Source organism: Nonomuraea sp. NPDC049625 (assembly GCF_040675285.1).
In the GTDB taxonomy this organism is placed as follows: domain Bacteria; phylum Actinomycetota; class Actinomycetes; order Streptosporangiales; family Streptosporangiaceae; genus Nonomuraea; species Nonomuraea angiospora_A.
Genome location: NZ_JBFAOQ010000003.1, coordinates 93,640 through 119,898, shown reverse-complemented (window position 1 = coordinate 119,898; position 26,259 = coordinate 93,640). Strand labels below are relative to the sequence as shown.

19 protein-coding genes are annotated in these 26,259 nt (G+C 72.7%); 13 read left to right on the top strand and 6 right to left on the bottom strand.

What is annotated here, in order from left to right; translation table 11 throughout:
* The first annotated feature begins 21 nt into the window (after window positions 1–21).
* From AB0J87_RS14085 to AB0J87_RS14075, 3 genes are read left to right on the top strand one after another with little or no spacing between them, the layout of a single operon-like run.
* Window positions 22–1,683: an ABC transporter ATP-binding protein gene (locus AB0J87_RS14085; RefSeq protein ID WP_363965275.1), complete on the top strand. Its 1,662-nt coding sequence runs from the start codon at window positions 22–24 to the stop codon at window positions 1,681–1,683.
* Window positions 1,680–3,401, top strand: a complete 1,722-nt coding sequence (locus AB0J87_RS14080) for an ABC transporter ATP-binding protein (protein WP_363965273.1) — start codon at window positions 1,680–1,682, stop codon at window positions 3,399–3,401. Before AB0J87_RS14085 ends, AB0J87_RS14080 begins: the two co-directional genes overlap by 4 nt.
* On the top strand, window positions 3,398–5,359 hold the full coding sequence (locus tag AB0J87_RS14075; protein WP_363965271.1) for a prolyl oligopeptidase family serine peptidase: 1,962 nt from the start codon (window positions 3,398–3,400) through the stop codon (window positions 5,357–5,359). The genes AB0J87_RS14080 and AB0J87_RS14075 overlap by 4 nt, the downstream gene beginning before the upstream one ends.
* Here the strand turns inward: AB0J87_RS14075 and AB0J87_RS14070 are convergent.
* Complete coding sequence (locus AB0J87_RS14070; protein WP_350723215.1) at window positions 5,345–5,950, bottom strand: response regulator transcription factor; 606 nt, start codon at window positions 5,948–5,950, stop codon at window positions 5,345–5,347. The two genes, AB0J87_RS14075 and AB0J87_RS14070, sit on opposite strands and share 15 nt — an antisense overlap.
* Window positions 5,951–6,075: 125 nt before the next feature.
* Here AB0J87_RS14070 and AB0J87_RS14065 point away from each other — a divergent pair, with 125 nt between their 5' ends.
* Window positions 6,076–6,570: a carboxymuconolactone decarboxylase family protein gene (locus AB0J87_RS14065; RefSeq protein ID WP_363965269.1), complete on the top strand. Its 495-nt coding sequence runs from the start codon at window positions 6,076–6,078 to the stop codon at window positions 6,568–6,570.
* Here the strand turns inward: AB0J87_RS14065 and AB0J87_RS14060 are convergent.
* Together AB0J87_RS14060 and AB0J87_RS14055 are read right to left on the bottom strand one after the other, a co-directional pair.
* Window positions 6,548–7,585, bottom strand: coding sequence for a zinc-dependent alcohol dehydrogenase family protein (locus tag AB0J87_RS14060; RefSeq protein ID WP_363965267.1), 1,038 nt, complete (start codon window positions 7,583–7,585; stop codon window positions 6,548–6,550). The two genes, AB0J87_RS14065 and AB0J87_RS14060, sit on opposite strands and share 23 nt — an antisense overlap.
* Before the next feature lies 1 nt (window position 7,586).
* Window positions 7,587–8,417: a helix-turn-helix transcriptional regulator gene (locus AB0J87_RS14055; RefSeq protein ID WP_363965265.1), complete on the bottom strand. Its 831-nt coding sequence runs from the start codon at window positions 8,415–8,417 to the stop codon at window positions 7,587–7,589.
* Between the two features lie 103 nt (window positions 8,418–8,520).
* On the opposite strand from AB0J87_RS14055, the gene AB0J87_RS14050 reads away from it, so the two are divergent.
* The 3 genes from AB0J87_RS14050 to AB0J87_RS14040 all read left to right on the top strand — a co-directional run bounded on the left by AB0J87_RS14050 (window position 8,521) and on the right by AB0J87_RS14040 (window position 11,756).
* Window positions 8,521–9,231 carry an SDR family oxidoreductase gene (locus AB0J87_RS14050; RefSeq protein WP_363965263.1) on the top strand — a complete coding sequence of 237 codons (711 nt, stop codon included), beginning with the start codon at window positions 8,521–8,523 and terminating at the stop codon, window positions 9,229–9,231.
* A 35-nt stretch (window positions 9,232–9,266) separates the two neighbouring features.
* Complete coding sequence (locus AB0J87_RS14045; protein WP_363965261.1) at window positions 9,267–10,664, top strand: glutamate--cysteine ligase; 1,398 nt, start codon at window positions 9,267–9,269, stop codon at window positions 10,662–10,664.
* 108 nt (window positions 10,665–10,772) lie between these two features.
* Complete coding sequence (locus AB0J87_RS14040; protein ID WP_363965259.1) at window positions 10,773–11,756, top strand: hypothetical protein; 984 nt, start codon at window positions 10,773–10,775, stop codon at window positions 11,754–11,756.
* 6 nt (window positions 11,757–11,762) lie between these two features.
* On the opposite strand, the gene AB0J87_RS14035 is transcribed toward AB0J87_RS14040, so the two are convergent.
* The gene (locus AB0J87_RS14035; RefSeq protein WP_363965257.1) at window positions 11,763–12,491 is read right to left on the bottom strand and encodes a PaaX family transcriptional regulator C-terminal domain-containing protein; all 729 of its coding nucleotides are present in this window, start codon (window positions 12,489–12,491) and stop codon (window positions 11,763–11,765) included.
* A gap of 31 nt (window positions 12,492–12,522) precedes the next feature.
* On the opposite strand from AB0J87_RS14035, the gene AB0J87_RS14030 reads away from it, so the two are divergent.
* A complete protein-coding gene (locus AB0J87_RS14030) occupies window positions 12,523–14,184 on the top strand; it encodes an acyl-CoA dehydrogenase family protein (RefSeq protein WP_363965255.1) in 1,662 nt (553 codons plus the stop codon).
* A gap of 749 nt (window positions 14,185–14,933) precedes the next feature.
* Here the strand turns inward: AB0J87_RS14030 and AB0J87_RS14025 are convergent.
* Entirely contained in the window at window positions 14,934–16,532 is a 1,599-nt protein-coding gene (locus tag AB0J87_RS14025) for an AAA family ATPase (RefSeq protein ID WP_363965253.1), read from the bottom strand.
* A 380-nt stretch (window positions 16,533–16,912) separates the two neighbouring features.
* Here AB0J87_RS14025 and AB0J87_RS14020 point away from each other — a divergent pair, with 380 nt between their 5' ends.
* From AB0J87_RS14020 to AB0J87_RS14010, 3 genes are all read left to right on the top strand, one after another.
* Window positions 16,913–17,662 (top strand): crotonase/enoyl-CoA hydratase family protein, encoded by a 750-nt coding sequence (locus AB0J87_RS14020; protein WP_363965251.1) that lies wholly within the window; start codon window positions 16,913–16,915, stop codon window positions 17,660–17,662.
* A gap of 132 nt (window positions 17,663–17,794) precedes the next feature.
* Entirely contained in the window at window positions 17,795–18,007 is a 213-nt protein-coding gene (locus AB0J87_RS14015; protein ID WP_363966584.1) for a hypothetical protein, read from the top strand.
* A 1-nt stretch (window position 18,008) separates the two neighbouring features.
* The gene (locus AB0J87_RS14010; RefSeq protein ID WP_363965249.1) at window positions 18,009–20,426 is read left to right on the top strand and encodes a DUF4132 domain-containing protein; all 2,418 of its coding nucleotides are present in this window, start codon (window positions 18,009–18,011) and stop codon (window positions 20,424–20,426) included.
* A 33-nt stretch (window positions 20,427–20,459) separates the two neighbouring features.
* Here the strand turns inward: AB0J87_RS14010 and AB0J87_RS14005 are convergent, their stop codons facing one another.
* The gene (locus tag AB0J87_RS14005) at window positions 20,460–21,740 is read right to left on the bottom strand and encodes an FAD-binding oxidoreductase (protein ID WP_363965247.1); all 1,281 of its coding nucleotides are present in this window, start codon (window positions 21,738–21,740) and stop codon (window positions 20,460–20,462) included.
* Window positions 21,741–21,806: 66 nt separating this feature from the next.
* On the opposite strand from AB0J87_RS14005, the gene AB0J87_RS14000 reads away from it, so the two are divergent.
* Together AB0J87_RS14000 and ligD are read left to right on the top strand one after the other, a co-directional pair.
* Window positions 21,807–24,989 carry a BTAD domain-containing putative transcriptional regulator gene (locus tag AB0J87_RS14000; protein ID WP_363965245.1) on the top strand — a complete coding sequence of 1,061 codons (3,183 nt, stop codon included), beginning with the start codon at window positions 21,807–21,809 and terminating at the stop codon, window positions 24,987–24,989.
* A 32-nt stretch (window positions 24,990–25,021) separates the two neighbouring features.
* Complete coding sequence (gene ligD, locus AB0J87_RS13995; RefSeq protein WP_363965243.1) at window positions 25,022–26,224, top strand: non-homologous end-joining DNA ligase; 1,203 nt, start codon at window positions 25,022–25,024, stop codon at window positions 26,222–26,224.
* The last annotated feature ends 35 nt before the right edge of the window (window positions 26,225–26,259 follow it).

Sequence of the window (26,259 nt, the reverse complement as noted above, 5' to 3'; positions counted from 1 at the left end):
CCGACTTCAAGGAGGCATCGGGTGCTAGCGGGAGACCGGCTGGTGATCGGCACGGTACGGCGCAGCGGCCCCTGGCCCGCTGTCCTGGCCGTCACGGCGCTCGTGGGCGCGGCCGGTGAGCTGGCGGTCCCGTACCTCGTCGGGCGCACCGTGGACGCCTTCGTCCTGCGCCGGCCGGACGGCTCGTCCTGGCTGGCGCTCTCCGCTTATGCTGTCGCCGCCGTCGTGCTCTGCGAGAGCCTCGGCGTCTGGGCCCGCGGCGCCTGCGGCGCGTTCGCCGCGGCCAGGCTGCGGCTGGGCGTCCTGCGCCACGTGCTCGGCGCCGGGCCGGGCGCCACCCGGCGTTTCCCGGAAGGCGAGCTGGTCACCCGGGCCGGACTGAACGCCGAGGAGGCGGGCCGGGCCCCCGAGACGGTGACCGGCGCGCTCGCGCTGCTCGTGCCCACGGCGGGCGCGCTCGTCGCGCTCACGCTCATCGCGCCCGTCCTGACGCTGACGCTCGGGGTGGGCATCGTCGTCATCCTGTTCGTGCTGCGCGCCTTCCTCCGCGCGACGACGGTGATCTCGGGCGGGTACCAGGAGGTGCAGGGGGAGATCGCCGCCCGGCTCGTGGACGCCATGGAGGGGGCGCGCACGATCGCCGCGGCGGGGACCGCCGCCCAGGAGGCGCGGCGCGTCCTGGAGCCGCTGCCCCGGCTGCGGGCCCACGGCATGTCGCTGTGGCGGGCCAACGCCGGGGCCGCGGTCCAGTCGGGGCTCGTGGTGCCGCTGCTGGAGGTGGCGGTGCTGATCGTCGGGGGGTTCATGCTCGCCTCCGGCCGGCTCACGGTCGGAGAGCTGTACGCCGCCGCCCGCTACGCCGTGCTCGGGGCGTCCCTGAGCACCTCCCTGGGCTACGTCGGCGGGCTGGCCCGGGCCCGGGCGGCAGCCGGACGGGTGGCCGAGATCTTCGAACTCGCCCCCGTCGCGCACGGCACGCGGACACTCCCGCCCGGTCGGGGCACGGTCGAGTTCCGCGACGTGGCGGTGGACGGCCTGACCGTCGGCGACCTCACGCTGCCCGGGGGCTCGGTGACCGCCGTCGTCGGGCGGTCCGGCGCGGGCAAGTCCCTGCTGGCCGCCCTGGCGGGCCGCCTGACCGACCCGGAGCGGGGCACGGTCCTGCTCGACGGGGTCCCGCTGCGGGAGCTGTCGCGGGAGGAGCTGCGCAGGGCCATCGGGTACGCCTTCGAACGCCCGGTCCTGGTGGGTGAGACCGTGGCGGAGGCCATCACGGCGGCCGCCGGGCCCCCTGCCGTCGAGGCGGCGAAGGCGGCGTGCGCGGACGCGTTCGTCCGGCGGCTGCCGCTCGGCTACGGCACACCCCTGCGCGAGGCCCCGATGTCCGGTGGCGAGCGGCAGCGGATCGGCCTGGCCAGGGCGTTCGCGCAGGGGGAGCGGCTGCTGGTGCTCGACGACGCCACCTCCAGCCTCGACACCGTGACGGAGCGCGAGGTCGGCCGGGCGCTCACCACCGATCGGCGGGGCCGTACCCGGCTGATCGCGGCCCACCGGCTCGCCACGGCCGCCCGCGCCGACCAGGTCGTCTGGCTGGAGGGCGGGAGGGTGCGCGCCCGGGGGCCGCACGACGTGCTGTGGCGGGACCCGGCCTACCGGGCCGTCTTCCAGGGAGCGACCCCATGAAGGCGCTCGTCCGACGGCGGCAGGCGGCGCGGGGTGTGTTCTGGCGGGCCTTGGGGCGGGAGCCGCGGCGGCTGGCCGCGATCGGGTTCTGGTCCGTGCTCGAGGCGGCGCCCGCGTTCCTCATCGGGCACGCCGTCGCCCGCGCCATCGAGGACGGGTTCGCCAGGGCCGAACCCGCGACCGGGCTGGCGTGGCTGGCCGCGCTCGGCGTCGCGTGGCTGGCCGGGGCGGTGGCCGCGCGGCAGGTCGTGCTGGGGGTCGCGGCGGTGGCGGAGCCGTTCAGGGACGACCTCCTGACGCACGTCGTCGAGGGGACCCTGAACCGGGGCGCGAGCCGCGACAGCGCCGCGGTGGCCAGGGCGACGCTCCAGGTCGAGCTGGCCAGGGACGCCTTCGCGGCCGTGGTCACGACCGTCAGGGGGTTCGTGTTCACGGTGGCCGGCGTGGTGCTGGGCCTGGCGACGCTGGCCCCGCAGGCGCTCGCGCTCGTGCTGCCGCCGTTCGCGATCGGGCTCGGGCTGTTCCTGGCCTCGTTGCCCGCCCTCGCACGCAGGCAGCGGGCGTTCCTGCTGGCCGACGAACGGCTGGCCGACGAGATGACGGCCACGGCGGGTGGCCTGCGCGACATCGAGGCGTGCGGCCTGCGCGAACCCGTGGCCGCGCGGCTGGATCGCCAGGTCCGCGCGCAGGCCGCCGCCGCCCGCGCGCTCGCCCGGGTGACCGCCGCCCGCACCGCGGCCCTGGCCGTGGGCGGCTGGCTGCCGGTCGTTCTCGTGCTGGCCGGCACCCCACGGCTGCTGGACGGCGGCCTCGGCCCCGGCGTGATCGCCGGCACGCTCGCGTACGTCACGCAGTCCCTGGCCCCCGCGCTCGGCGGCCTCGTGCAGGGCCTCGGCGTCAGCGGCATCCGGCTGGCCGCCACGCTCGGCCGCATCGCCGCGTCCGCCCCGCCCATCGGGCCGTCCATCGGGCCGCCCCGGCCCCGGATCCGCCCCAGCGCCTGCGACGTGCGGCTCTCCGCCGTCACCTTCGCGTACGGCCCGCACTCGGCCCCCGTCGTCGACCGCCTGGACCTCACCATCCCCGAGGGTGACCACCTCGCGGTCGTGGGGCCCAGCGGCGCCGGCAAGTCCACGCTCGCGGCCCTGGTCAGCGGCATGCTCCAGCCCGATACGGGCGAGGCGCTGGTCGGCGGCGTCCCCGCCGACCGGCTCGACCCCGCCGCCCGCGTGCTGATCCCCCAGGAGGCGTACGTCTTCCGCGGCACCCTCATGGAGAACCTCATGGCCCTCGGCACGCCGGACGCCCCCGATCTCGCCGGGAAGCTGGACGAGGCCGTCACGGCCGTCGGCGCCCGCGAGCTGGTGGACGAGCTGGGCGGCTACGAGGCCCGCCTCGACCCGGCGGCGCTGTCGGCCGGGCAGCGCCAGCTCATCGCGCTCGTCCGCGCCTACCTCACCCCCGCCCCCCTGGTCATCCTCGACGAGGCCACCTGCCACCTCGACCCCGCCGCCGAAGCACGTGCGGAGAGCGCGTTCGCGCGGCGCGGCGGCACGCTCGTCGTCGTCGCGCACCGCCTCACGTCCGCGCTGCGCGCCCGCCGCATCCTCCTCATGGACGGAACCCGGGTGACCATCGGCACCCACGACGAACTGATCAGGACCTCTCCGCTCTACGCCGACCTGGCCGGCCACTGGCACCCGGAGCCCGTGTCATGAAATTTCTGGACAAGTATCCGCGCGCCGAGCGCCTCCCCGGCAGCTCGACGCCAGGTGAGATCGACGACCCGTACCGCGGGCTCGAAGACCCCGACGACCCCGCCACCAAGGCCTGGCTGGCCGAGCAGGACCGGCTGTGGCACGACAGCGCCGCCCGGTTGCCCCAGCGCGAGCGCTTCCTCGCCCGGCTCACCGAGCTCAGGGAGACGGGCCTGGTCACCCCGCCGGTCTGGCGCGGCGACCGGAGCTTCCACCTGCGCCAGACCACTTCCCAGGAACACCCGGTCCTCCACTGCGGCGACCGCGTCGTCCTCGACCCCATGGACCTCGACCCCACGGGCCTCACGACCCTGGACGACTGGCAGCCCGATCTGGAAGGGCGCCTGCTGGCGTACCAGATCTCGCGCCGGGGCGACGAGAAGGCGGACCTGTACGTCAGGGACGTCGACACCGGGGCCGTCGTGGACGGGCCCATCGGCGGCTGCCGCTACTCCGCGGTCGCCTGGCTGCCGGGCGGCGCGGCCTTCTACTACGTGCGCTTCCACGAGGGCGTCTACCTGCACACGATCGGCGACGCGGCGGACGTCCCCGTCTTCACGCGGGGGCCGGTCCGGTACGGCGTGCAGATCAGCGCCGACGGCCGCTGGCTGACGATCTCGGCCGGCGGCTCGCTCTGGCTCGCCGAGCCGGGCGGCCGGGGCGAGCCCCGCCCCGTACCGGACGCCCTGGCCGCCGCGGTGGCCTGCGACGGCCGCCTCTACCTGGTCACCGACCGGGACGCGCCGCGGCGCAGGCTCTGCGTGGCCGATCCGGCGGAGCCCGGCGCGTGGCGGGAGCTGATCCCCGAGGACCCGGAGGCGGTGCTGGGCGCGTTCACCGTGCTCGACGGCGACCGGCTGCTCGTCGCCCGGACCCGCCACGCCGTGGGGGAGATCGCCGTCCACCACGCCCGCACGGGGGAGCGGCTGGGCTCCGTGCCGCTGCCCGGCAGCGGCACGATCGCCTCGCTGACCTCGCGCCCCGGCGGCGGCTCCGAGGTGTGGTTCGCCTACACCGACGCCGTCACGCCCCCCGAGGTCTGGCGCCACGACGTCCGCACCGGCGAGACCACCCTCTGGTCGGCCCCGCCGGGCCGCGTGAGCCGGCCCGCCGTGCGCAGCCACCACATCGAGTACGCCTCGGCCGACGGCACCCGCGTCCGCATGGTCGTGGTGGCGGGCCCGTCGGCGGGCGGCCCCCGTCCCACGATCCTCACCGGGTACGGCGGCTTCGGCATCCCCCTGCGGCCCGGCTACGCCGCCGACTCCCTGGCCTGGGTCGAGGCGGGCGGCGTGCTGGCCGTCGCCAACCTCAGAGGCGGCGGCGAGGAGGGCGAGGAGTGGCACCGGGACGGCATGCTGGAGCGCAAGCAGAACGTCTTCGACGACTTCGCGGCCGCCGCCGGCAAGCTCATCGCCGACGGCTGGACGACCCCCGGGCGGCTCGGCATCTGGGGCGAGTCGAACGGCGGCCTCCTCGTCGGCGCGGCCCTCACCCAGCGGCCCGGCCTGTTCGCGGCGGCGGTGTGCTCGGCGGGCCTGCTCGACATGGCCCGCTACCACCTCGGCGGCCTCGGCCCCTCCTGGACCGGCGAGTACGGCGACCCCGACGACCCCGAACAGCTCGGCTGGCTGCTCGCCTACTCGCCCTACCACCACGTCAGAAAGGGGACGGACTACCCGGCGACGCTGTTCACGGTCTCGGCGGCCGACACGCGGGTCGATCCGATGCACGCGCGCAAGATGTGCGCCGCCCTGCAGTGGGCGGCCGGCGGGGACCGGCCGATCCTGCTCCGGCACGAGCCGGACGTGGGCCACGGCGCGCGGGCGGCCAGCAGGTCGGTCGCGCTGGCGGCGGACGCCCTCGCCTTCCTGGCCGCGCACACGGGCCTGGAGGTGATCGGCCTAGATCCAGCCTGACTCCCTGGCGATGCGGATGGCGTCGATCCTGCTGCGGGCACCCAGCTTGGCCGTCGTCTTGGACAGGTAGTTGCGTACCGTGCCCTCCGACAGGAACAGCGACGCCGCGATCTCCCCGATCGACGCCCCGTCCGCGGCGGCCCCGATCACGTCCAGCTCGCGCGGCGTCAGCGGCGCCTCGGGCGGCCGCATGGCCGCGATGGCCAGCTCCGAGTCGATGACCCGCTCTCCCTCGGCCACCCGGCGGATCCCGTCCGCCAGCCGGTCGGGCGGGGCGTCCTTGGCCATGAAGCCCCGTACGTGCACGTCGAGCGCCTGCTTGAGCAGGCCCGGCGTGCCCACGCCGGTCAGGATGAGCACCCCGCACTCGGGCAGCTTCGCGTGCAGCTCGCCGGCGGCGGTGAGCCCGTCCTTGCCGGGTAACGCGATGTCGATGACGGCGACGTCGGGCCGGGTGGCCCTGGCCGCGGCCAGGATGCGATCTCCCCTGGAGACCTCGGCCACGACCTCGATGTCTTCCTCATAAGCCAGCAGCGCCACGATCGCCCCGCGTACCAGGTTCATGTCCTCAGCGAGCAACGTTCGAATCACCATGCGTCCTTGCGGTCGGCCGGCTTGCAACGTCTGCGGGCTTCCTAATCCTGACTTATTGACCCAGATGTGAAAAGTCCTGCCAAATAACCGTCAGGCCAAACATGCGCTTTTGTGGAATGGTCATGGACATGGAACCACGCGTACGCCCCCTCCCGCCCGAAGAATGGGACGATTTCACGAAGGCGAACCCGCAGAACGTGTTCACCACGCTGGCCCGCCACCCCGCGCTCTACAAGGAGTGGCTGGGTTTCGGCGGCGCGCTGCTCGACGGCACGCTGCCCGCCCGCGACCGGGAGCTGGCCATCCTGCGCACCGCCTACCACACCGGCAGCGCCTACGTGTGGGCCCACCACGCGCGCCTGGGCAGCGCGGCCGGGCTCACCGACCTGGAGATCGCCTCGGTGAGCCACCCGGACGCCCTCTGGCCGGTCGAGGACCAGCTCATCCTCCAGGTCGCCGACGACCTCCACTCCATCGGCGACCTGACCGACGCCACCTGGACGGCGCTCTGCGACCGCTACGACGAGCCGGGCCGGATCGAGCTGGTCGTGCTGGTGGCCCACTACACCATGCTGGCGCTCGTGCTCAGGACGCTCAGAGTGGAGCTCGAGGAGTGATCATCGTGACGCCCGGCACCGAGCCGATCGAGGCCAGCGCCTTGCCGGCGTCGGCCAGCCCGATCGTGCGGGTGACGAGCTGGTCGGGATGGAGGATCCCGGCCCTGATCATCTCCAGCATCGGCGGGTACGCGTGCGCGGCCATGCCGTGGCTGCCCAGCAGCCGCAGCTCATGGCTGATCACGCGGCCCATCGGCACCGGCGTCGGCCCTCCCGGCAGCAGCCCCACCTGAACGTGGCGGCCCTTGCGGCGCAGGCTCTCGATGGAGGCGGCGCAGGTCTGCGGGCTGCCCAGCGCGTCGATCGACACGTGGGCGCCGCCCCTGGTCAGCTCCCTGACCTGGGCCGCCACGTCCCCGGCCGAACCGTTGACGAAGTGCGTGGCGCCCGCCCGCTCCGCCAGGTGCAACGCGTCGGTGCTGATGTCCACGGCCACCACGCGGGCCCCGGCCGCCGTCGCGATCATCACGGCCGACAGGCCCACGCCGCCGCACCCGTGCACCGCGACCCACTCGCCCGGCCGCACCTCGCCGACCTGCGCCACGGCGCGGAAGGCGGTGGCGAAGCGGCAGCCGAGCCCGGCCGCCGTGGCGTAGTCCATGTCCTCGGGGATCGCGATCAGGTTGACGTCCGCGTGGTCGATGGCCACGTACTCGGCGAACGAGCCCCAGTGGGTGAAGCCGGGCTGCGTCTGCCGCTCGCACACCTGCTGGTCGCCGGTGGCGCACGACGGGCACGAGCCGCAGGCGCAGATGAACGGGACCGTCACCCGCGCCCCCGGCAGCCAGCCGCGCACGTCGGAGCCGACCGCCTCGACGACGCCCGCCAGCTCGTGGCCCGGCACGTGGGGCAGGACCTTGATGTCGGGGTCGTGCCCCTGCCAGCCGTGCCAGTCGGACCGGCACAGCCCCGTCGCCTCGACCCTGATCACCGCTCCGTGCGGGGCGGGGGACGGGTCGGGCAGCTCGCGCACGTCGAGCTCACCGCCGAAGATGTCAAACGCAACCGCTCGCATCTCATGAGCTTAGGGTCAGTTGCCGCAGGTCGCGCAAGGCCTGGTGGGAGGGTGAACCGGGTTCGGTGGTGTAGAGGACGAGGCGGAGGTCGTCGCGGTCGGGCACGGGCATGACCTGGCAGATCGCGTCGATGGTGCCGACCAGCGGATGCGTGACCTGTTTGCGCTGCTCCCTGCGGATCTCGACCTCGTACCTGGCCCACAGCTCGGCGAAGTGCGGGCTGAGCGCGAGCATCTCGGCCACCAGCGCCTGGATCTTGCGGTCGTCGGGGTAGCGGCCCGCGGCGGCGCGCAGGTCGGCGACGGAGGAGCGGGCGAAGCGGCCCTTCTCCTCGTCGCTGAGGTACTCGGCGATGTCGGGGGACATGAAGACCCAGCGGATGACGTTGCGGTCGTCCGGGCTCACGGTGTCGAGGCCGCCCATGAGCACGCTGGCCAGGGGGTTCCAGGCGCGGATGTCGTACCTGGCGTCCAGCACGTACGCGGGGACCTCCTCCATGAACCCGATCAGGTGCAGCAGGCTTTCGGGCACGTCCTCCCTGATCCGGGGCGTCTCCACCGCGTGTCCGGCCAGGTGGAGCAGGTGGGCGCGCTCGTCCCGGCCCAGCATGAGCGCCCTGGCCAGCGCGTTGAGCACCTGTCTGGACGGGTGCGGGCCCCGGCCCTGCTCCAGCCGGATGTAGTAGTCGATCGACATGCCGGCGAGCTGCGCGACCTCCTGCCTGCGCAGGCCCGGCGTGCGGCGCCGCTCGCCGCCCGGCAGGCCCACCTCGGCGGGGGTGACACGGGCGCGCCTGACGCGCAGGAAGTCGGCGAGTTCGTCGCGGTTCATGCCTCCATCCTCAGTGATGTCCGGCCGCGCTTGGGTGGTACCGGTGATACCAGCCTCTCCAGACCTCTCCCGGACCCGCTGTGACCTGGGCGAACGTGGACGCATGACGAAGATTGCCCTCATCACGGGCGCCAACAAGGGGATCGGCTACGAGATCGCGCGGCTGCTGGCCGAGCAGGGTGTCACCACGATCGTGGCGGCGCGCGACGAGGAGCGCGGGCGGGCCGCCGCGGAGCGGCTGGGGCAGCCGTACGTGCGGCTCGACGTGACCGACGAGGCGAGCGTGGCCGCCGCCGCGAAGTGGGTCGATCAGGAGTACGGCCGGCTGGACATCCTGGTCAACAACGCCGGGATCACCGGCGGCTTCATGGACCCGAGTCCCAGCGCCACCCCCGCCGGGGTGCTCAGGGAGGTCTACGAGACGAACGTGTTCGGCGTGGTGACGGTCACCAACGCGATGCTGCCGCTGCTGCGGGAGTCGGAGGCCGGCCGGATCGTGAACATGACGTCCGAGCTGGGCTCGCTGACCATGGCGATGGACCGGGAGAGCCCCTTCTGGGACGTCAACATCATGCCCTACAACTCCTCCAAGACCGCGCTCAACATGGTCACCGTCAGCTACGCCAAGGAGCTGATCGACACCCCGATCAAGGTGAACGCGGCCAACCCCGGCTACTGCGCCACCGACCTCAACGGGCACAGCGGGTTCCAGACCGCCGAGCAGGGGGCGGCCATCGCCGTGCGGCTCGCGACCCTCGACGCCGACGGCCCCACCGGGGCGTTCCTGGAGGACAGGGGATCTATCCATTGGTGATGTGTCAAGCCTGGTGAATAGGACAGAAGGGGGTGATGGGACGAGATCTAGATAAGGAGCGCTTCTCCGAGGCGGAGTACGCCGCCTTCGGGGAGCGGATCCGGGAGCAGCTCGGCGTCCTGCGCGAGCTGCTCGCCACCCCCGGCTTCGGCCAGGGCCCGGCGACGGTCGGGGCCGAGCTGGAGCTGTTCCTGATCGACGAGCGGGGCCGGCCGCTGCCCCGCAACAGCCAGGTGCTCGAAGCCCTCGGCGACCCCCGCGTGGTGCTGGAGCTGGGCCGCTACAACGTCGAGGTGAACCTGACCCCGACGCCGCTGGCCGGGCGGCCCTTCGAGCGGCTGAGCGGCGAGGTTCAGGAGACGATCGTGAAGGTGGACGGGGCGGTGGAGGGCGGGGGCGCGCTGCCCATCGGCATCCTGCCCACGCTCGACGCCGAGGACTTCACGGTCGGCGCGATGAGCGACCAGAACCGCTACCGGGCGATGAGCAGGGGCATCAGGCGGCTGCGGCTGGAGCCGTTCCTGGTCAAGATCGACGACCTGGAGCTGTCGGTGGAGGACGTGATCCTCGAGAGTGCCAACACCTCCTGGCAGGTGCACATCCGCACGCCGCCCGACCGCTTCGCCCGGCTGTTCAACGCCGCCCAGCTCGCCATCGGCCCGGTGCTGGCCGCCTGCGGGAACTCGCCGTTCTTCCTCGGCAGGCGGCTGTGGGAGGAGACGCGCATCGCGCTGATGGAGGAGGCCGCCGACGACCGGGACGTGCAGCGGCGCGAGCGCAGGGACGGGCGGGTCACGTTCGGCTCCGACTGGGTGCGTGAGGGGGCGTATGAGCTGTTCGAGCGGTACGTGCGGGACTACGACCCCGTGGTGCCCGATCTGAGGGACGACGCGGAGCCGTACGAGGTGCCGGAGCTGCGGCTGCACCAGGGCACGATCTGGCAGTGGAACCGGCCCGTCTACGACCCGGCCGACGGCGGTCACCTGCGGATCGAGATGCGGGCGCTGCCGGCGGGCCCGTCGTGCGCGGACATGGCGGCCAACACCGCGTTCCTGCTCGGGCTCACGCTGTCGCAGGCGGAGCGTGACCTGACCGGCTTCCGGTTCGGGGAGGCGTACCAGAACTTCTACCGCGCCGCCATGCACGGGCTGGACGCCAAGCTCTCCTGGCCCGGCTCCGACGTCGACTTCGAGGCCGCCGACCTGGTGCTCCGCCTGCTGCCCGAGGCGCGGGAAGGGCTGCTCGCGGCGGGGGTGACGCCGTCGGACGCCGACGGCGCGCTGGACGTGATCGCGCAGCGCACCCGGCTGCGCCGCACGGGCGCGGCCTGGCAGCGGGAGGCTCTGGAACGTTTCCAGGGCGACAGGGAACGACTCGTACAGCGTTACCGTGAGCTGTCACTGTCGGGACTTCCGGTGCATTTGTGGCCCTGAAGGCAAACTTCTATCGCACTCCGTCCGTCAAACTAGGTCAAGGGACGGCAAAGCGAGGAAGTTATGGCGGCAACGGGGATGGTACCCACGAACAAGGCACCTTTCGCCTTGCGCAGGGAAACGGGCGACCTGGCCGAAGGGGCGGCGAGGCTGGCGGGGGAGATCGGCGGCGCCGGTGTCGAGGCGGTGCTGGCGCAGGCGAACAGGACGGCGATCCGCAAGGGGGCATCGGGCGCGCTCGGGGCGATGAGCCCGAAACCGTCCGAGTGGTACGCGTTCGACATCAAGGACCAGGACACGGTCGACTGGTACCCGCAGGGGCTGACCTGCTCGGACGAGTCGGGCTCCATCGGGGTGCCGGCGTTCCTGGCATCCTGGTATTTCAAGCCGGAGGTGGGTGAGCGGGGCATCAGGGTGTCCTTTCTCAGCCCCAAGACCCTGAAATATCAGCATGCGCTGCTGGTCGAGGCGAAGCCTGATGGCTCGTACGGGCCCATCAACATCCACGCGGGCGGCATCGCGTGCGACGGCGACCTGGTCTACATCGCCGACACCAAGCGGGGGCTGCGCGTCTTCGACCTGAAGCATGTGCTCGACCTGCGTACCGCCCAGAACGACCTGGGCGACCCCACGCGGGTCGGGCGGCAGGGCGGCAAGTTCCACGCCTTCGGCTACCGGTACGTGATGCCGCAGACCGACTTCTGGAAGGTCGCGAAGCCGGGGCCGCTCTTCTCGTTCGTCTCGATCGACCGCAGCGGCGGCACGCCGCGGCTGGTCACCGGCGAGTACCGCGAGAACGACCCGGGCGGCTGGGTGGGCCGCTGGCCCCTGGGCCTGGCCGGAGGCGAGCCCGAGGACGCCTTCGTGATGGGACAGCCCAAGATCCAGGGGGCCATCTCGTGGGGCGGCAAGTGGTACCTGAGCCAGGCGGCCGGCGCGAACGCCAACGGCAAGCTGCTCGTCCAGACCGACGGCAAGCTGGAGACGCGGGGATTCCCCATCGGGCCGGAGGACCTGACGGTGCAGGGCGGCAAGCTGTGGAGCGTCACCGAGTTCAGGAACCGCCGGATCATCTTCGGCGTGCCCCTCTGACGGTTTTCAGTCCTTGAGGTGCTCGTACAGCACCTCGCGGTAGTGGCGGTCGAAGTCGTCGTAGCGGGCGCGCAGCTCCGCGCCCGGCCAGCCGGTCGGCAGCAGCTCCCGCGGGAGCAGCGGGTCTGCCAGGAGGTGGCGCAGCACGGCGGCCGAGACCAGGAAGCCCTCGGCCAGGCCGCCGGCCCGGTCAAAGGCGCGGTCGAGGGCCCGCTCCAGCTTGCGGGCCTCGGCCGCCCAGCCGTCCAGGTCCCACAGCAGGGGAGTGGGGTCGTCGTGCGGGCGGCCGTCGATCAGCGTGCACTGCGCCGTGACGGCCTCCGGCCACGCGCGCACCAGGTTGGCGGGCCGCATCCAGGTGCCCTCGCGCAGCTCGGCCAGGCGCAGCGCGGTCATCATGGTCCGGAACGCGGCCCGGTCGGCGGGCGCGCGCCGCTCCGCCGTGACCACGGCGACCTCCCACGTGCCGTCCCACGGCCTGGTGTGCGGGTCGCGGCTCTCGTCCTGCCTGGCCTGGCGCTCGGCGAGCCGCTCCGACAGCGTGTAGAAGCGGCCGTCCTGGAGGAGGTCGCCGGCCGCGACCATGCGCGACAGCGCCACCCGTACGGTGCCCTCGGCGATGCCGAACAGCGCGCCGATGCGCACCAGCTGCCGGGCCGGCAGCCGCGGCGGGTGGCTGCCCAGCAGCGCGCTCAGCACGGCCGATCTGGCGCTCAGGGTGTTACGCTCTTCCATCGCGTGTCGAGTATATGTAACACTCGCGAGTATGGGGCGCTATCTCATCGAACCTTTCGACCGCAGCGACCGTTACGCCACCGAGCGCTACCAGGGCGCCGCCGGGCGCAACTGGTGGACCTGCGATCCCACGCTGCGCCTGCTCATGCGGCGCCACCTGGGCGAGGGCTTCGCCTGGGCGGAGCCGCGCCTGGACCGGCTGGGCGCGCTGATGGGCGGGCTCGTGGCCGAGTGCGCCGAGGAGACCGACCGCAACCCGCCGCGGCTGGAGAAGTACGACAAGTGGGGCAGGGACGTCAGCGAGGTCGTCATGCCGCCGTCGTTCCACGCGGCCCGGCGGGCGCTCATGGAGGACAACTTCACCTCTCCGTCCTTCGCCGCCGAGGCCCGGGCCCACGGGGCGAACCCGGCCGCGCTCGCCGCCGCCTGGACGTACCTGCTCGATCAGGCCGACATCGGGATGGGCTGCGCGCTCGGCACCGGAGGGGACATGGTGGTCTCCCTCGCCGAGAAGTACGCGCCCGAGGACGTACGCGATCGGGTGCGAGAGATCTTCGCCAACGGCTACTACTCCGGCGAGGCCGCTCAGATGTTCACCGAGCGGACGGGCGGCTCCGACCTGGCCGCGCTGGAGGCCACGGCGGAGCCCGCGGGCGACGCGTGGCTGCTGACGGGCTTCAAGTGGTTCGCCTCCAACGCCAACGGATCCGCGTTCGTGGTGCTGGCCAGGCGCCCTGACGGGAACGTGTCGCCGTTCCTCGTGCTGTGGGACCGGCGGGACGGAAGCCGCAACGGCGTGCGGATCCGGCGGCTCAAGGACAAGCTCGGCACCCGTTCGGTCGCGTCGGCGGAGGTCGAGTTCAGCGACGCGGAGGCCTTTCCGCTCTCGGGAGAGAGCTCCGGCTCCGGGCTCGGGACCATGATGAAGCTCACCAACGCCTCCAGGCTCGGCGTGGCCATGATGGGCGTCGGCGTGGCCAGGCGCGCGCTCGTGGAGTCGATCTGCTACGCCCGGTCCCGCGAGGCGTTCGGACGGCCGCTCATCGAGCAGCCGCTCATGCGCCGCAAGCTGAGCGAGCTGATCGTCGAGGTCGAGGCCGCCCAGGCGCTCGCCTTCGACGGCCTCGCCGGCCCCCGCCTGCGCATCGCCCCCGCCCTGATCAAGCTGCGCGCCGCCCGCCTCGGCGTGACGGCGGCGAGCGACGCGATCGAGGTGCACGGGGGCAACGGCTACATCGAGCAGTGGCCGGTGGCCCGCCTCCTGCGCGACGCCCAGGTCAACCCGATCTGGGAGGGCGGCGACAACATCCTCTGCCTCGACGTCCGGCGGGCCATGGTGAAGGAGCAGGCCCACCTGCCCTTCCTCGACCGCCTGCGCGACCTGGCCACCTCCGACCTGGTCCACGCCCGTATCGACGACCTCGCCAAGGCCGTCACGGCGTGGGCCGCGCTGGAGCCCTCGGTGGCGGAGGAGCGGCTGTATCCGCTGGCGCAGTTCATGGCCGACGTGTACGCCGCCGCCCTCCTGGAGGACCAGGCCGCCTGGGGGCTCGACGACGGCCGCAAGGCGCTGGTGGCCCGGCTCTACGCCGAGGCCCACCTCGTGGATCACGGCCCGCTGCGCGGCATCGACCGCCCGGCGGAGGGCTCGGAGCTGTTCGACGAGCTCGTTTCGGGGGCTGTCACGCTCTGACGACCGCTGGGGTGGGTCCGCTCACCCCAGCCGGCGATCACCACCAATTCGTGCAGCGAATGGAGGGCGGGTCGTGGCGGCCCCACCTCAAGCACGCTGGTGCGCTGTGCGGCGCTGGTCCTGGTCTGCCCGCTGGAGCTCACCTCGAACGGGCCGCACTGGAGCCAGGTCCTGCCACCGTCCCGGGTCCAGTCCATCCACGCGGTGTCAAGCTACTGAGTGTCCCCACCCAGGTGAGCCCACCCGCGGGTGACGCCGGCGGTCACGACCTGGGTCGTGAGCAGTCCTGTGGCGAGCGCGAGGACCGGCCCTCGACGGCGAATACGCCTGTGTTCGAGCAGGTGTGTCCGCCACCCGGAGGGCAACGCCAGGCCGGTGAACTGCCGCCGCTCCAGCAACGACGTGGAAAGGGCGCCCACCGAGTGGCTGAAGCAGCAAGGTCACAACGGCATGGCGGAGATCGCCTTCGCCCGCGCGGATATCAGCGCCTTCCAGCCGTCTGCTTCAGACACTCGCCGCGGGTTGATCCAATCGCGCAGGCCGCGAGCCAGGCGGCAGGGCGCTGAGCTGTACGGCGGGAGCAGCCAAGATCGCGGATCGGTCGCGCTTGGACATCGGAGGGCGGCTCGGCAGGCGAAGACGGCGGTCGAGGCGGGCCACCGGGTCCCGGGGCAGGGCTGCGGTGTATCTCATCCATCGCCATGGTCTTCAACCGCGGGATCGGCTCTTGCCGGAGACTCGGGCACCCGTCACACTCGCAGGACGGTGACCTGGCGGCCGGACGGCGTTGGCGCCTGCTTGAAATGGCCTCGCTCCTTCCAGGGCAGGGCCTCTGGGCGCCGGTCGAAGACCACCAGCACGCCGGTGTCGAGGCTGAGCCGGTCCAGATACCGGTCGAGCTGCGCGAGGCCGTCGGGCAACGGGTCGTCCCCGCCTGCCCGCCAGACCTTCAGCTCCATCGCCTCGCGCTGCATCAGCCGTTCGCCTTCCGGGCCGGTGTAGGGCCAGCGGACCAGCACGTCCAGGCGCTTGGTGCCCGCGGCGTACTCCCGGTCGAGATAGCCTCCGCCGTTGACCAGCCGGTGGAGGAAGGCCATGAGGATGATCTGGCAGGCGGCCTCGTGGTAGCCCTCCTGCCGGATGAGCACCTCGCCGTGCTCGCGCCAGAACACGACGAACTCCTTCAGCAGACGGTCCAGGTCGAAACGGCCGTCCGGCAGTACGAAGCTGCGCGGCTCGGCCATCACGTACTGTTCCGACGGATCTCCCAGCACCCGCAGGATGACCTCCCGATAGATCGGGTTCGCCACCTCCAGCGGAGGTTTCTGCTTGACCAGGCCCAGATCGCGGACGTAGGAGAGGTCGTCGGAGAAGGTGGGATCGACGTTGGGGAACGACCCGGCGACCACGGGCTCCATCACCCGCTTGACCCGGGGCTCGTGCAGTCGTGCCACGAGGGCGTCCAGATGGGTGGCGCGCGCCCGGATCAACCGCTCCTTGGCCTCCTCCACCTGCCGGGCGGTGATGGCGCCGGTCGCCCTCATCCGGAAGGTGATCTCATAGGCGAGGGCGTTGACCAGCCACGGTTGTCCCTGGGTCAGCTCGAAGACCCGATCCACCGCGTCCTTGGTGAACTCCTGGCCGGTCGCCTGCGTGTGCTGGTCGTACAGCTCGGCGATGTGATCGGCGGTGAAGTCGCCAAGGCGCAGCGACTCGGCGATGATGTTGAATGGGCTGGCCGGGTTCGACCCGTCAGGATTGCGGCCCGAGGCGACCTTGTAGTCACGCACGTTGCGCAACCCGCACAGCACGACGGACGTGGGGAAGGGACGGCCCTCGTGTCGCGCGTTGTGACCGTCACGCAGCTGGCTGAGAATGCTGATCATGCCGGTGCCCTGCAGGGCGTCGATCTCGTCGAAGAACAGCACCACCCGGCGCGGGCAGCGGTGGCACCACTCGCTCAGCGCCGCACCGAACCGACTGCCCGGCGTGACCTGGGGCCAGGGATCCGGCGGCAGCAACTCGTCCGGCCATCCCGACCGCTCGGCGGCCTCGCGGATGGAATCCAGCAGAAGCGACTCCGCCCAGCCGACGTCGTCACGAGCTGCCTTGGCACGCTCGCAGGAGAACATCAGGGCGGCGACGTCGCCCTCGGCGGTGAGCTCGGACGCCAAGGTGCGCAGCGCGGTCGTCTTCCCGGTCTGCCGGGGCGCGTGCAGCACGAAGTAGCGGTCCATGTCGATGAGCGTCCGTGCCTCCGGGAGCCGCTGCGCGGGAGGCACCATGTAGTGGTCCTGCGGGCCGCACGGGCCGGTGGTGTTGAAGTACTTCGCTTGGGGTGGCCGCATGGTCACATTCTGCCACCATCCGCTGGGCCTGTTGCGAGATTCCGAATCAAGACCGCCGAGGCCGTGCTCCGCGTAGCAGCTCGGCGAGCATGCGCCCGATCGCCCTGACGCACGCGATGCGAGCCAACGCGACCCGGTGCAACGGCCGACCGACTTCGCGGTTCGGCTTCGCCAAGACCTCACGCCGGCTGTTTGGAAGGCAGTTGGCGGCAGCGACCGTCGCCATCCGTCTGGCGGGCTTCGAGGGTGCCCAGGTCGCTTTGATGGAACCTGTCCGTCTGGAGTCTCTTGGCCACCACTGACGGTGAGTTGCTGGCCGGGAACCCCGGCTTGGACGTACGCTCGGCCCGTTCCCCGAGGACTTCCCCGAGGAGGGCCGCATGACCGTACGCGTGGAGCGCGAGGGACCGGTCACCACCGTGGTGATCAGCAGGCCGGAGGCGCGTAACGCGGTCGATCGCAAGACGGCCGACGCGCTGGTGACCGCGTTCCGTGACTTCGAGGGCTCCGATGCCGCCGTGGCGGTGCTGTGGGGCGAGGGCGGCACGTTCTGCGCCGGCGCCGACCTCAAGGCACTCGACAACCACGTCGGCGAGGACGGCGACGGGCCCATGGGCCCGACCAGGATGCGCCTGTCCAAGCCGGTCATCGCCGCCGTGGCCGGGCACGCCGTCGCGGGCGGGCTGGAGCTGGCCCTCTGGTGCGACCTGCGGGTGGCCGAGGAGGGAGCGGTCTTCGGGGTGTTCTGCCGCAGGTGGGGGGTGCCGCTCATCGACGGCGGCACCGTACGGCTGCCCCGCCTCGTCGGCGCCTCCCGGGCGATGGACATGATCCTCACCGGCCGGCCCGTCGAGGGGCGGGAGGCGTACGAGTGGGGGCTGGCCAACCGGCTCGTGCCGACCGGCACGGCCCGGCGGCAGGCCGAGGAGCTGGCCCGCGAGATCGCCCGCTTCCCGCAGACCTGCCTGCGCGGCGACCGGATGTCGGCGCTGGAGCAGGAAGGGCTGAGCGAGCAGGAGGCGATGCTGAACGAGCTGCGTCACGGGCTCGTCTCGCTGCCCGACGCGGTGGGCGGCGCCGCCCGCTTCGCCGCGGGCGCGGGCCGCCACGGTGACTTCGGCGACCTCTAAGACGTCCGGGTTCGCGCCCACATCTCGAAGAGCATCAGAGCCCACTGTCGCTGATGTTTTGTCGCCCTGCGTTGCTATAGATGGCGTCATCATCTGACATTTCGAGAAACAGGGCGTTCGATGGCATCAGTGATGTTTCGCGATGAGACGGCGACAGGCCGGGAGCTGGAGACGCGCACCGCTCGCAGGCTGGACTGGGAGAAGCAGGCCGACGCCGCGTTCGCCCGCAACGGATTCCTGCTGCTGGTGGGCGACCGTCAGATCGAGGACCGGGACACCGGGATCGATCTGACCGTCGATCCGGTGGTGTCCTTCGTCAAGCTCGTCACCCTGGTCGGGGGCTGACGTGAACTACGACATTCTTAAGGACTCTCCACTCAACAACCACTACGACTTCGTCTATCTGGCCAATGACCACAAAGAGGTGTTCGAGCGGTTCGACTCCGCCTTCGCCGCTCATCAGGCCTTCAAGGTCGCGGAGTACGACGAGAGCGAGTTACGCCTCTTCGCCGTGTGGGCGCAGATGCGGCTCAGCCTCGGCTGGGACGGCGGCCACGATCACGACGAACGCCGGCTCGACGTCATCCGCGAGGTGATCGGCCACCTGCCGGAGGTTCCCAAGGCGGTGGTCACCCAGCTGTGGAGCGCGGCCAACGGCCTGATGACCTGGCGGCACACCAACTACGCCGAGCTGTACCGGCTGCCACTGGCCGCCACCGCCCGGCTTCCCTACCACGAGCGGCGCGTCGTGCTGAACTCCCTGCCCAGGTGGTTCGCCCAGTACTGGAAGCCCGCCTGGGAGGTCCTCCGCGAGCCGCTGGAGGCGCTGCTCACCGAACCGGAGGCCGGCGATCCCGGCGCCACGGTCCGCAACATCATGTGGGAGGACGACGCGTTCGCCACCCGGATGATCGCCGATCACGCCACCCGCCTCACCGCTCCCGAGGTCCTGCCACTGCTGCGGCACTGGACCACCGCCACCGCCTCCAGACCCAGCGCCAGGTGGACCAGACGGGCTACCGAGCTGCTGACCCCGCAGGCCGCAGAACTGATCAAAGACATCCTCGGCCAGGTCATCGCCCATCGTGAGGTCACGCTCCGGTACCCCATCCGCGACGGCGAGTGGACCGAGACCGTCTTCCTGCGCGAGCGCACCGCCGTACCGCTGCGCGGCATGGTGTGGACCTGCGAGCTGATCGACAAGCCGTGGGTGACCGCGCTGCTGGGCGACGTCGCCGTGGCGACCGGCACCGGGATCGGCGGCTCCGGTGCCAACGCGCGCAGCGAGATGCTGGCCAACGCCGCGATAGGGGTGCTGGCCCGGCGCGGCGGTCTGGAGGTGGTCGCCCAGCTGGCCCGGGTGCAGGCCAAGGTGCGCAAGAAGACCATCCTGGCGGGCGTGACCAAGACTTTGGACGCGGTCGCCGAGCAGAGCGGGCTGTCGCCCGAGCAACTGCTGGAGCGCACGGTCCCGGCCTTCGGGCTGGGCACCGACGGCACCCGTACCGAACACGGCCTGCGGTTGGCTCTCGACGGCGTCGTGGGCTTCGTCGACCCCTCCGGCAAGATCCGCAAGACGATCCCCAAGGCCGTCCGCGAGGAGCACAAGGAGCTGCTGGCCGAGCTCAAGGCCACCGCCAAGGAGATCAAGAAGGTCCTGCCGGCCGAGCGCTTCCGGATCGAGCGCGCACTGGCCGCCGAACGCATCTGGCGCTGGAGCGAGGTGTGCGAGTACTACCTCGACCACCCGGTCACCGGTTCCATGGGCAGGACCTTGATCTGGGAGATCCTCCAGGGACCGGCCGGGCGCCCGGTGCTCGTGGACGGCACCTGGGAGCTGACCGACCCGGCAGGGCGCCGCATCCAGCCCGACTCTGACACCCCGGTGCTCCTCTGGCACCCCATCTCCCACAGCATGGAAGAAGTGCGCGCCTGGCGCGACCACCTCATGGAGTACGGCCTGCGCCAGCCGTTCAAACAGGCATTCCGCGAGGTCTACCTGCTCACCCCCGCCGAAGAGGAGACTCTCGACCACTCGCGCCGCTTCACCGGTCATCTGCTGCGTTACGGTCAGGCGAAGGCGTTGCTGACCGGACGCGGCTGGACCGGGATGTCACTGGGCCACTGGGGCTGGGAGTACGGCTCCGACCAGGCCGAAGCCACCAAGGAGCTCCCCGGCGGCCTGGTCGCCCACTGGGGCTTTCATCTGGATGAGGGCTCGTTCGAGCGAGATGACCTGGGCACGGTGTCCATCTGCGTCAGCGGCGATCTCCACTTCACCGACGCCGGCGGGCGCCGAGTCCCGCTGGCCGAGGTGGCCCCGTTGACGTTGTCGGAGGCGCTGCGTGACGCCGACCTGGCTGTCGGCGTCACCTCCACCGGCCTGGACCCCGAGGGAGACGGCGAGTACTGGCAGTCCTACGGCTTCGGCGACCTGACCGAGACCGCCCGCATCCGCCGTGACGCGCTGACCCGGCTGTTGCCGCGCCTGGCCATCGCCGACCGCTGCACCATCGCCGACCGGTTCCTGCGTGTCCGCGGTGACCTGCGCACCTACAAGATCCACCTCGGCTCGGGCAACGTCCTCATGGAACCCAACGACGCCTACCTGTGCATCGTCCCCCGCCGCGGTTCCGGCGACCCGGTCTTCCTGCCCTTCGAGGAGGACGGCGGCATGTTGTCGATCGTCCTGTCGAAGGCGTTCCTCCTGGCCGCCGACACCGCGATCACCGACCCGTCCATCACGCACCAGATCCGGCCCTGAGCGGCGCCGCGACCCGCACGCCGGAACGCGGCTCTACCCCAGCACGGGGAAGTTGGCTCGGATGACGCCGTGCGGGTCGCGGGAGCGCTTGAGGTCGCGGAGCCGGGCCAGCGACTCGCTCGGGAACGCCGCCGCGGCCTGCTCGCCGCCGTGCAGCATCGTGTACGGCCTGCGCCCGCTGCTGAACGGCACCAGCGCCTTGCCCAGCCGCTCCAGGCGCTCGGCCGTGGCCTCGGTGGGCGCGCCGATCGCGTAGATCAGGTACGGCTCGTCCAGGTGCCCCGCGGCGCCGCCCCCGTCGGCGGGCCTGGACAGCGCGCCGCCCAGGTGCCGGATCTGCACGCTGATCATCGGGTCGATCGGCTCGCCCAGCAGCACGCCGGCCACCTGGTCGTCGAGCCCGGTCAGCAGCTCGCACCGGCTGGTGCCGGGCTGGGGATCGGTGGGTTCGTCGCAGATGGAGCCCAGCTCGGCGACCGGCAGCAGCCGCCGGTTGTCACTGAGTGCGCCGCCGATCAGCTCGAAGGGCCGCAGCAGCGTGCCCGGGTCCCGGCCCAGGTACGTGCTGTCGATCATGACGAACCCCGGCCCGCCGGGGATCTGCAGCAGGTCGAACCAGACCGTCAGCTCGTCCGGCGCGGTCGCGGTGACCTCGCGGTAGGCGGCCAGCACCTCGGGCGCCCGCTCGATCGGCCACGTGATCCGCCCGCCGTACAGGAAGGGGGCGGGCCGCAGATCGAACTCCATCGCCGTCACGACCGCGAAGTCGCCGCCGCCGCCCCGCAGCGCCCAGAACAGCTCGGGGTCCCGCTCGGCCGTCACCCGGATCCGCCGGCCCCCGGCGTCCACCGCGTCGAAGGCCCGCACGCTGTCGGCGGCGAAGCCGTACTTCCTGCTGAACCAGCTCAGCCCGCCACCCAGCGTGTACCCGGTCACGCTGACCACGGGAGAGCTGCCCGCGAGGCCGGTCAGCCCGAGCGGGCTCGCCGCCGCCAGCACCTCGCCCCACTTCACACCCGCGCCGACGCGCGCCACCCCGTTGTCGATCTCCACTCCGCCCAGGCCGCCGGTCCGCAGCAGGATCGTGCCCTTGGTGTCGCCGGAGGCGCCGTGGCCGCTCGGCTGCGCGGTCACCGCCAGCCCGTTCAGGCGGGCGTAGCCGACCGCGGCCGCCACGTCGTCGGCGTCGGCCGCTTCGACGACCGCGCGCACCCGCTGGTCGACGGCCAGGTTCCACGGCCTGCGCGCCTCGTCGAAACCCTCGTCGCCGGGGAGGAGCACGCGGCCGGTGGTCAGGTTCTTCAGTTCGTTCATGGATCAAGCATGCGTTTCGGCACTTGGGAACTATTTGAGGTTGACTTGGGGTTCGTGGAGTTCAGATTGTTCGGTCCGCTTGAGGTGGACGACGGCGACGGCAACCGGCTCGACCTCGGCACCCGCAAGCAGCGGGCGGTCCTGGCCAGGCTGGCGCTGGAGCCCGGCCGCGTCGTGCCGCTGGACCGGCTGATCGAGGAGCTGTGGGCGGGGGAGGCGCCGGCCAAGGCCACGGCGACGCTGCAGGCGTACGTCTCGCATCTGCGGCGGGTGCTGGAGCCGGACCGCAAGCCGCGTACGCCGCCCCGGGTGCTGCTCACCCGCGAGCCCGGCTACGTGCTGGACGTCACGCCCGGCCAGACGGACGTGGGCCGCTTCGCCGCGTGGGCTGCCGACGGGGCGCGCCTGGTCAGGCAGGGGCGGCACGCGGAGGGCGCGCGGACGCTCGACCGGGCGCTCGCGCTGTGGCGGGGGGAGCCGCTGGCCGAGTTCCCCGATCTGGCGCCGGCGGCGTCCGCGCGGCTGGACGAGCTGCGGCTCGTGGCCGAGGAGGACCGGCTGGAGGCCCGGCTGGCGCTCGGCGAGGCCAGCGTGCCCGACCTGGAGGCGCTGACGGAGGCGCACCCGTACCGGGAGCGGGCGTGGGGGCTGCTGGTGCTCGGGCTGTACCGGGCGGGCCGCCAGGCCGACGCGCTCGCGGCGCTGCGCAAGGTGCGCGCCCTGCTCGCCGACGAGCTGGGCATCGAGCCGGGGCCCGAGCTGAGGCGGCTGGAGCAGGCGGTGTTCGAGCAGGCGCCCGAGCTCGACCCTGGCCCCAAGCTCAACCCGGCGCACATCCAGGACCCCGCTCCCGCGCCTGTCCCCGCAGGGCCGGGGTCCGACAGGCTCGTGGCCAGGGAGGGCGAGCTGCGGGTCCTGGAGGAGCTGCTGGCGCGGGCCCGACACGGCAGGGGCGGGCTGGCGCTGGTCACCGGCGAGGCGGGCATCGGGAAGACGAGCCTGGCCAGGGCCGTCGCCGACCTGGCCACGGCCAGGGGCTTCCGGGTGGAGTGGGGCCGCAGCCTCGACGGCGGCACGGCCCCCGCGTTCTGGCCGTGGACCCGCGCGGGCCTGATCCCGCCGTCCCCGCAGGCCGAGCTGTTCGACCTGTACGACGCCGTGCTGGCGGAGCTGCGGACCGGCCCCCTGCTCGTGGTGCTGGAGGACCTGCACTGGGCCGACGCCTCCTCGCTGAAGCTGCTCGGCCACGTCGCCGGCGAGCTGGCCAGGACCTCCGCGCTCGTCGTGGCCACGCTCAGGCCCGAGCCGGGCGACCACCCCGAGCAGCTGCGCGAGACCCTGGGCGCGCTGGCCAGGGAGGGCCGCCGGCTGCCGCTGGCGCCGTTCGACGCCTCGGGCGTGCGCGACTACCTGCGCCTGCGCGACGTGGCGGCCGACCCGCAGGAGCTGCTCGACCGCTCGGGCGGCAACCCGTTCTACCTGACCGAGCTGCTCCGCCTGCCCGAACGCGAGCGCCACCTCGTCCCGCCCGGAGCCCGCGACGTCATCGAACGCCGCCTGGCCCGCCTCCCCGAGCCCACCAGGGACCTGCTCAGAGCCGCCGCGGTCGCGGGCCGGGAGGTGGAGCTGGACCTGCTGACCGCCCTCGTGGACCGCCCCGTCGAGGAGGTCATGTCGCGGCTGGAGCCTGCGCTGGCCGCCGGGCTGCTGGCCGAGATGCCGGCCGGGGCCGCCGACTACCGCTTCTCCCACGCCCTCGTACGGCAGGCGCTCGACCAGGGCCTCACCCGGCTCGGCCGCGCCCGCCTGCATCTGCGGGCCGCCGGGCACCTGGAGACCCTGCCCGGCGCCGACCCGGCGATCCTGGCCGGCCACTTCGCCGCCGCGGCCCGGCTGGGCGGCGCGCCCAAGGCCGTCACGTACGCCATCCGGGCCGCCGCGCAGGCCGCGGAACGCCACGGCTACCAGGAGGCCGTGCAGCTGTGGGAGCTGGCGCTCGACCACCTGCCGCCCGGCGACTCGCCCGAGCGCTGCCGCGTGCTCACCGAGCTGGGCCAGGCCCGGCGCACCACGGGCGACGCCGAAGGCACCTACCGCGACCTGACCGAGGCCGTCGCCCAGGCCCAGCGGCTCGGCGACCGGGACGCGCTGGTGGCGGCGGTCTCGGTCTTCGGCGGCCTGTCGGTGTGGAACTGGCGCCCGTACGGCATCGTGGACGAGGACATGGTCGCGATCCTGGAGGATCTCCTGGCGGGCGACCTCGACGACCGGTCCAGGGCCGCGCTCCTGGGCACGCTCGGCATCGAGCTGCACTACGGCCCCCGGCGCGCCGAGGGTGAGCGGCTGGCGCTCGACGCGGTCGGCCTGGCCCGCCTCTCCGGTGACCCCATGTTGCTGGCCAGGGCGCTCAACAACTACGTGATCGCGAGCTTCGTACCCGGCCGCAACCCCGAGCGGCTGGCGGCGGCCGAGGAGATGCTGGCCATTCCCGGACTGCCCAGGGAGGCCAGGCTGGTGGCGCGGGTGCTGCGCATGGCGTGCCTGCTGCGCGCGGGCGAGCTGGCCGAGTGGAGCAGGGACCTGGCCCGCTGCGAGCACCTGCTGCACGAGGTCGCCCGGCCCGAGCTGGAGGCCATGGTCCGCGTCGCGCAGACCGCCGACCACGCCCTGCACGGCCGATGGGCGGAGGCGGAGGCGCTGGCCGAGCACTTCCCCAAGATCTCCTTCGGGGCGAGCCTGTGGGGCCAGGAGGCCCGCCGCCTCGGCGTCCTCTACACCTGCCGGCGCGGCCAGGGCCGGGTGGCGGAGCTCTTGGACGAGCTGGTGGCCGCGGGCGATCAGCCGCTGATGAGCATGGTGCGCCCGCTCGCCATCCTGGCCTCCCTGGACGTCGGCCGCACCGAACAGGCGCGGCAACTCCTCGGGCGGTGGGGCGTGGACCTGCGGGAGGACTGGTCGGCCGACTTCTTCTTCCCGGTCTGGGGTCTGGTGGCCGCCCAGCTCGGCACCCCCGACCCCGGGGAGATGTACGAGCGGCTGCTGCCGATCGCCGACCAGCCCATCGTCCTGGGCACGGGCAGCGCGGCCCTGGGCTGCGTGCAGGACGTGCTGGCCGAGCTGGCGCTCCGGCTCGGGCGTACGGAGCAGGCGCTCGACCACAATCGGGCGGCCATCGCCAGGCACCGGCAGCTCGGCCTGGCCTACCTGGAGTCGCGCAGCCGCGCCCGCCGCGCCGAGCTGGCGCCCTGAGCCTTGTCGGTGGCCCCGCGTATCGTGACCGTATGCCTGACATCGAGGTCGCGGGTCACGAGGTCCGCGTCACCAGCCCCGACAAGGTGGTCTTCCCGCAGTCCGGCCACACCAAGCTCGACCTGATCCGCTTCTACCAGGCCGTGGGCGAGGCGGCGCTGCGGGGCGTCCACGGGCGGCCGATGGTGCTCAAGCGGTTCGTGCACGGCATCGAGCAGGAGGCGTTCTTCCAGAAGCGCGCCCCGGCCAAGCGGCCCGACTGGATCGAGGTGGCCGAGCTGAAATACCGCTCGGGGCTGAGCGCGGAGGAGGTCGTCTGCACCGACCTGGCCCAGCTGCTGTGGGTGGTCAACCTCGGGTGCGTCGACCTCAACCCCCATCCGGTGCGCGCCGACGACCTGTCCAGGCCCGACGAGCTGCGCATCGACCTCGACCCGGTGCCGGGCGTCGAGTGGGCCGACGTGCTGGCCACCGCGCAGGTGGCGCGCGAGGTGCTGGCCGACCACGGGCTGGTCGCCTGGCCCAAGACGTCCGGTTCGCGAGGGTTCCACGTCTACGCCCGCATCGAGCGGCGCTGGCCGTTCGCCAAGGTGCGCAAGGCGGCCGAGACGGTGGCCCGCGAGGTCGAGCGGCGCGCGCCCGAGCTGGCCACCAGCCGGTGGTGGAAGGAGGAGCGGCACGGCGTGTTCGTCGACTTCAACCAGAACGCCTACGACCGCACCGTGGCCTCCGCCTACTCCGTGCGGGCCGTGCCCGACGCCCGGGTCTCGACGCCGCTGACCTGGGACGAGGTGCCCGGCTGCCGCCCCGAGGCGTTCACGATCGACACCGTGGCCAAGCGGCTGGCCGAGGCCGGCGACCCGTGGGAGGACATGGACCTGCACCCGGGCTCGCTCGACGGGCTCTTGGCGCTGGCCGAGGAGCTCGGGCCCGCGCCCAAGCCACCCAAGGGCACGGGGGGCCGGCAGCAGACCATGCCCGTCATCGAGATCGCGCGGGCGGAGCACAAGGAGGAGGCGCTGGCCGGGTTCGAGCGGTGGAAGGCCCGGCACCCGGCGGTCGCCGCCCGGCTGGAGCCCGCCGACGTGCTGGTCGACGGCATGCGGGGACGCAGCAGCGTGTGGTATCGCATCCGGGTCAACCTCCAGCACGTGCCGGAGGCCGAGCGGCCGCCGCAGGAGCCGCTGGAGGTCGACTACGACCCCTGGCGCGGCGCCGGGCCCTCAGAGCGCTGAGCACGTGCCGGGCCCCGGAGCGTTGAGCGGCGCCG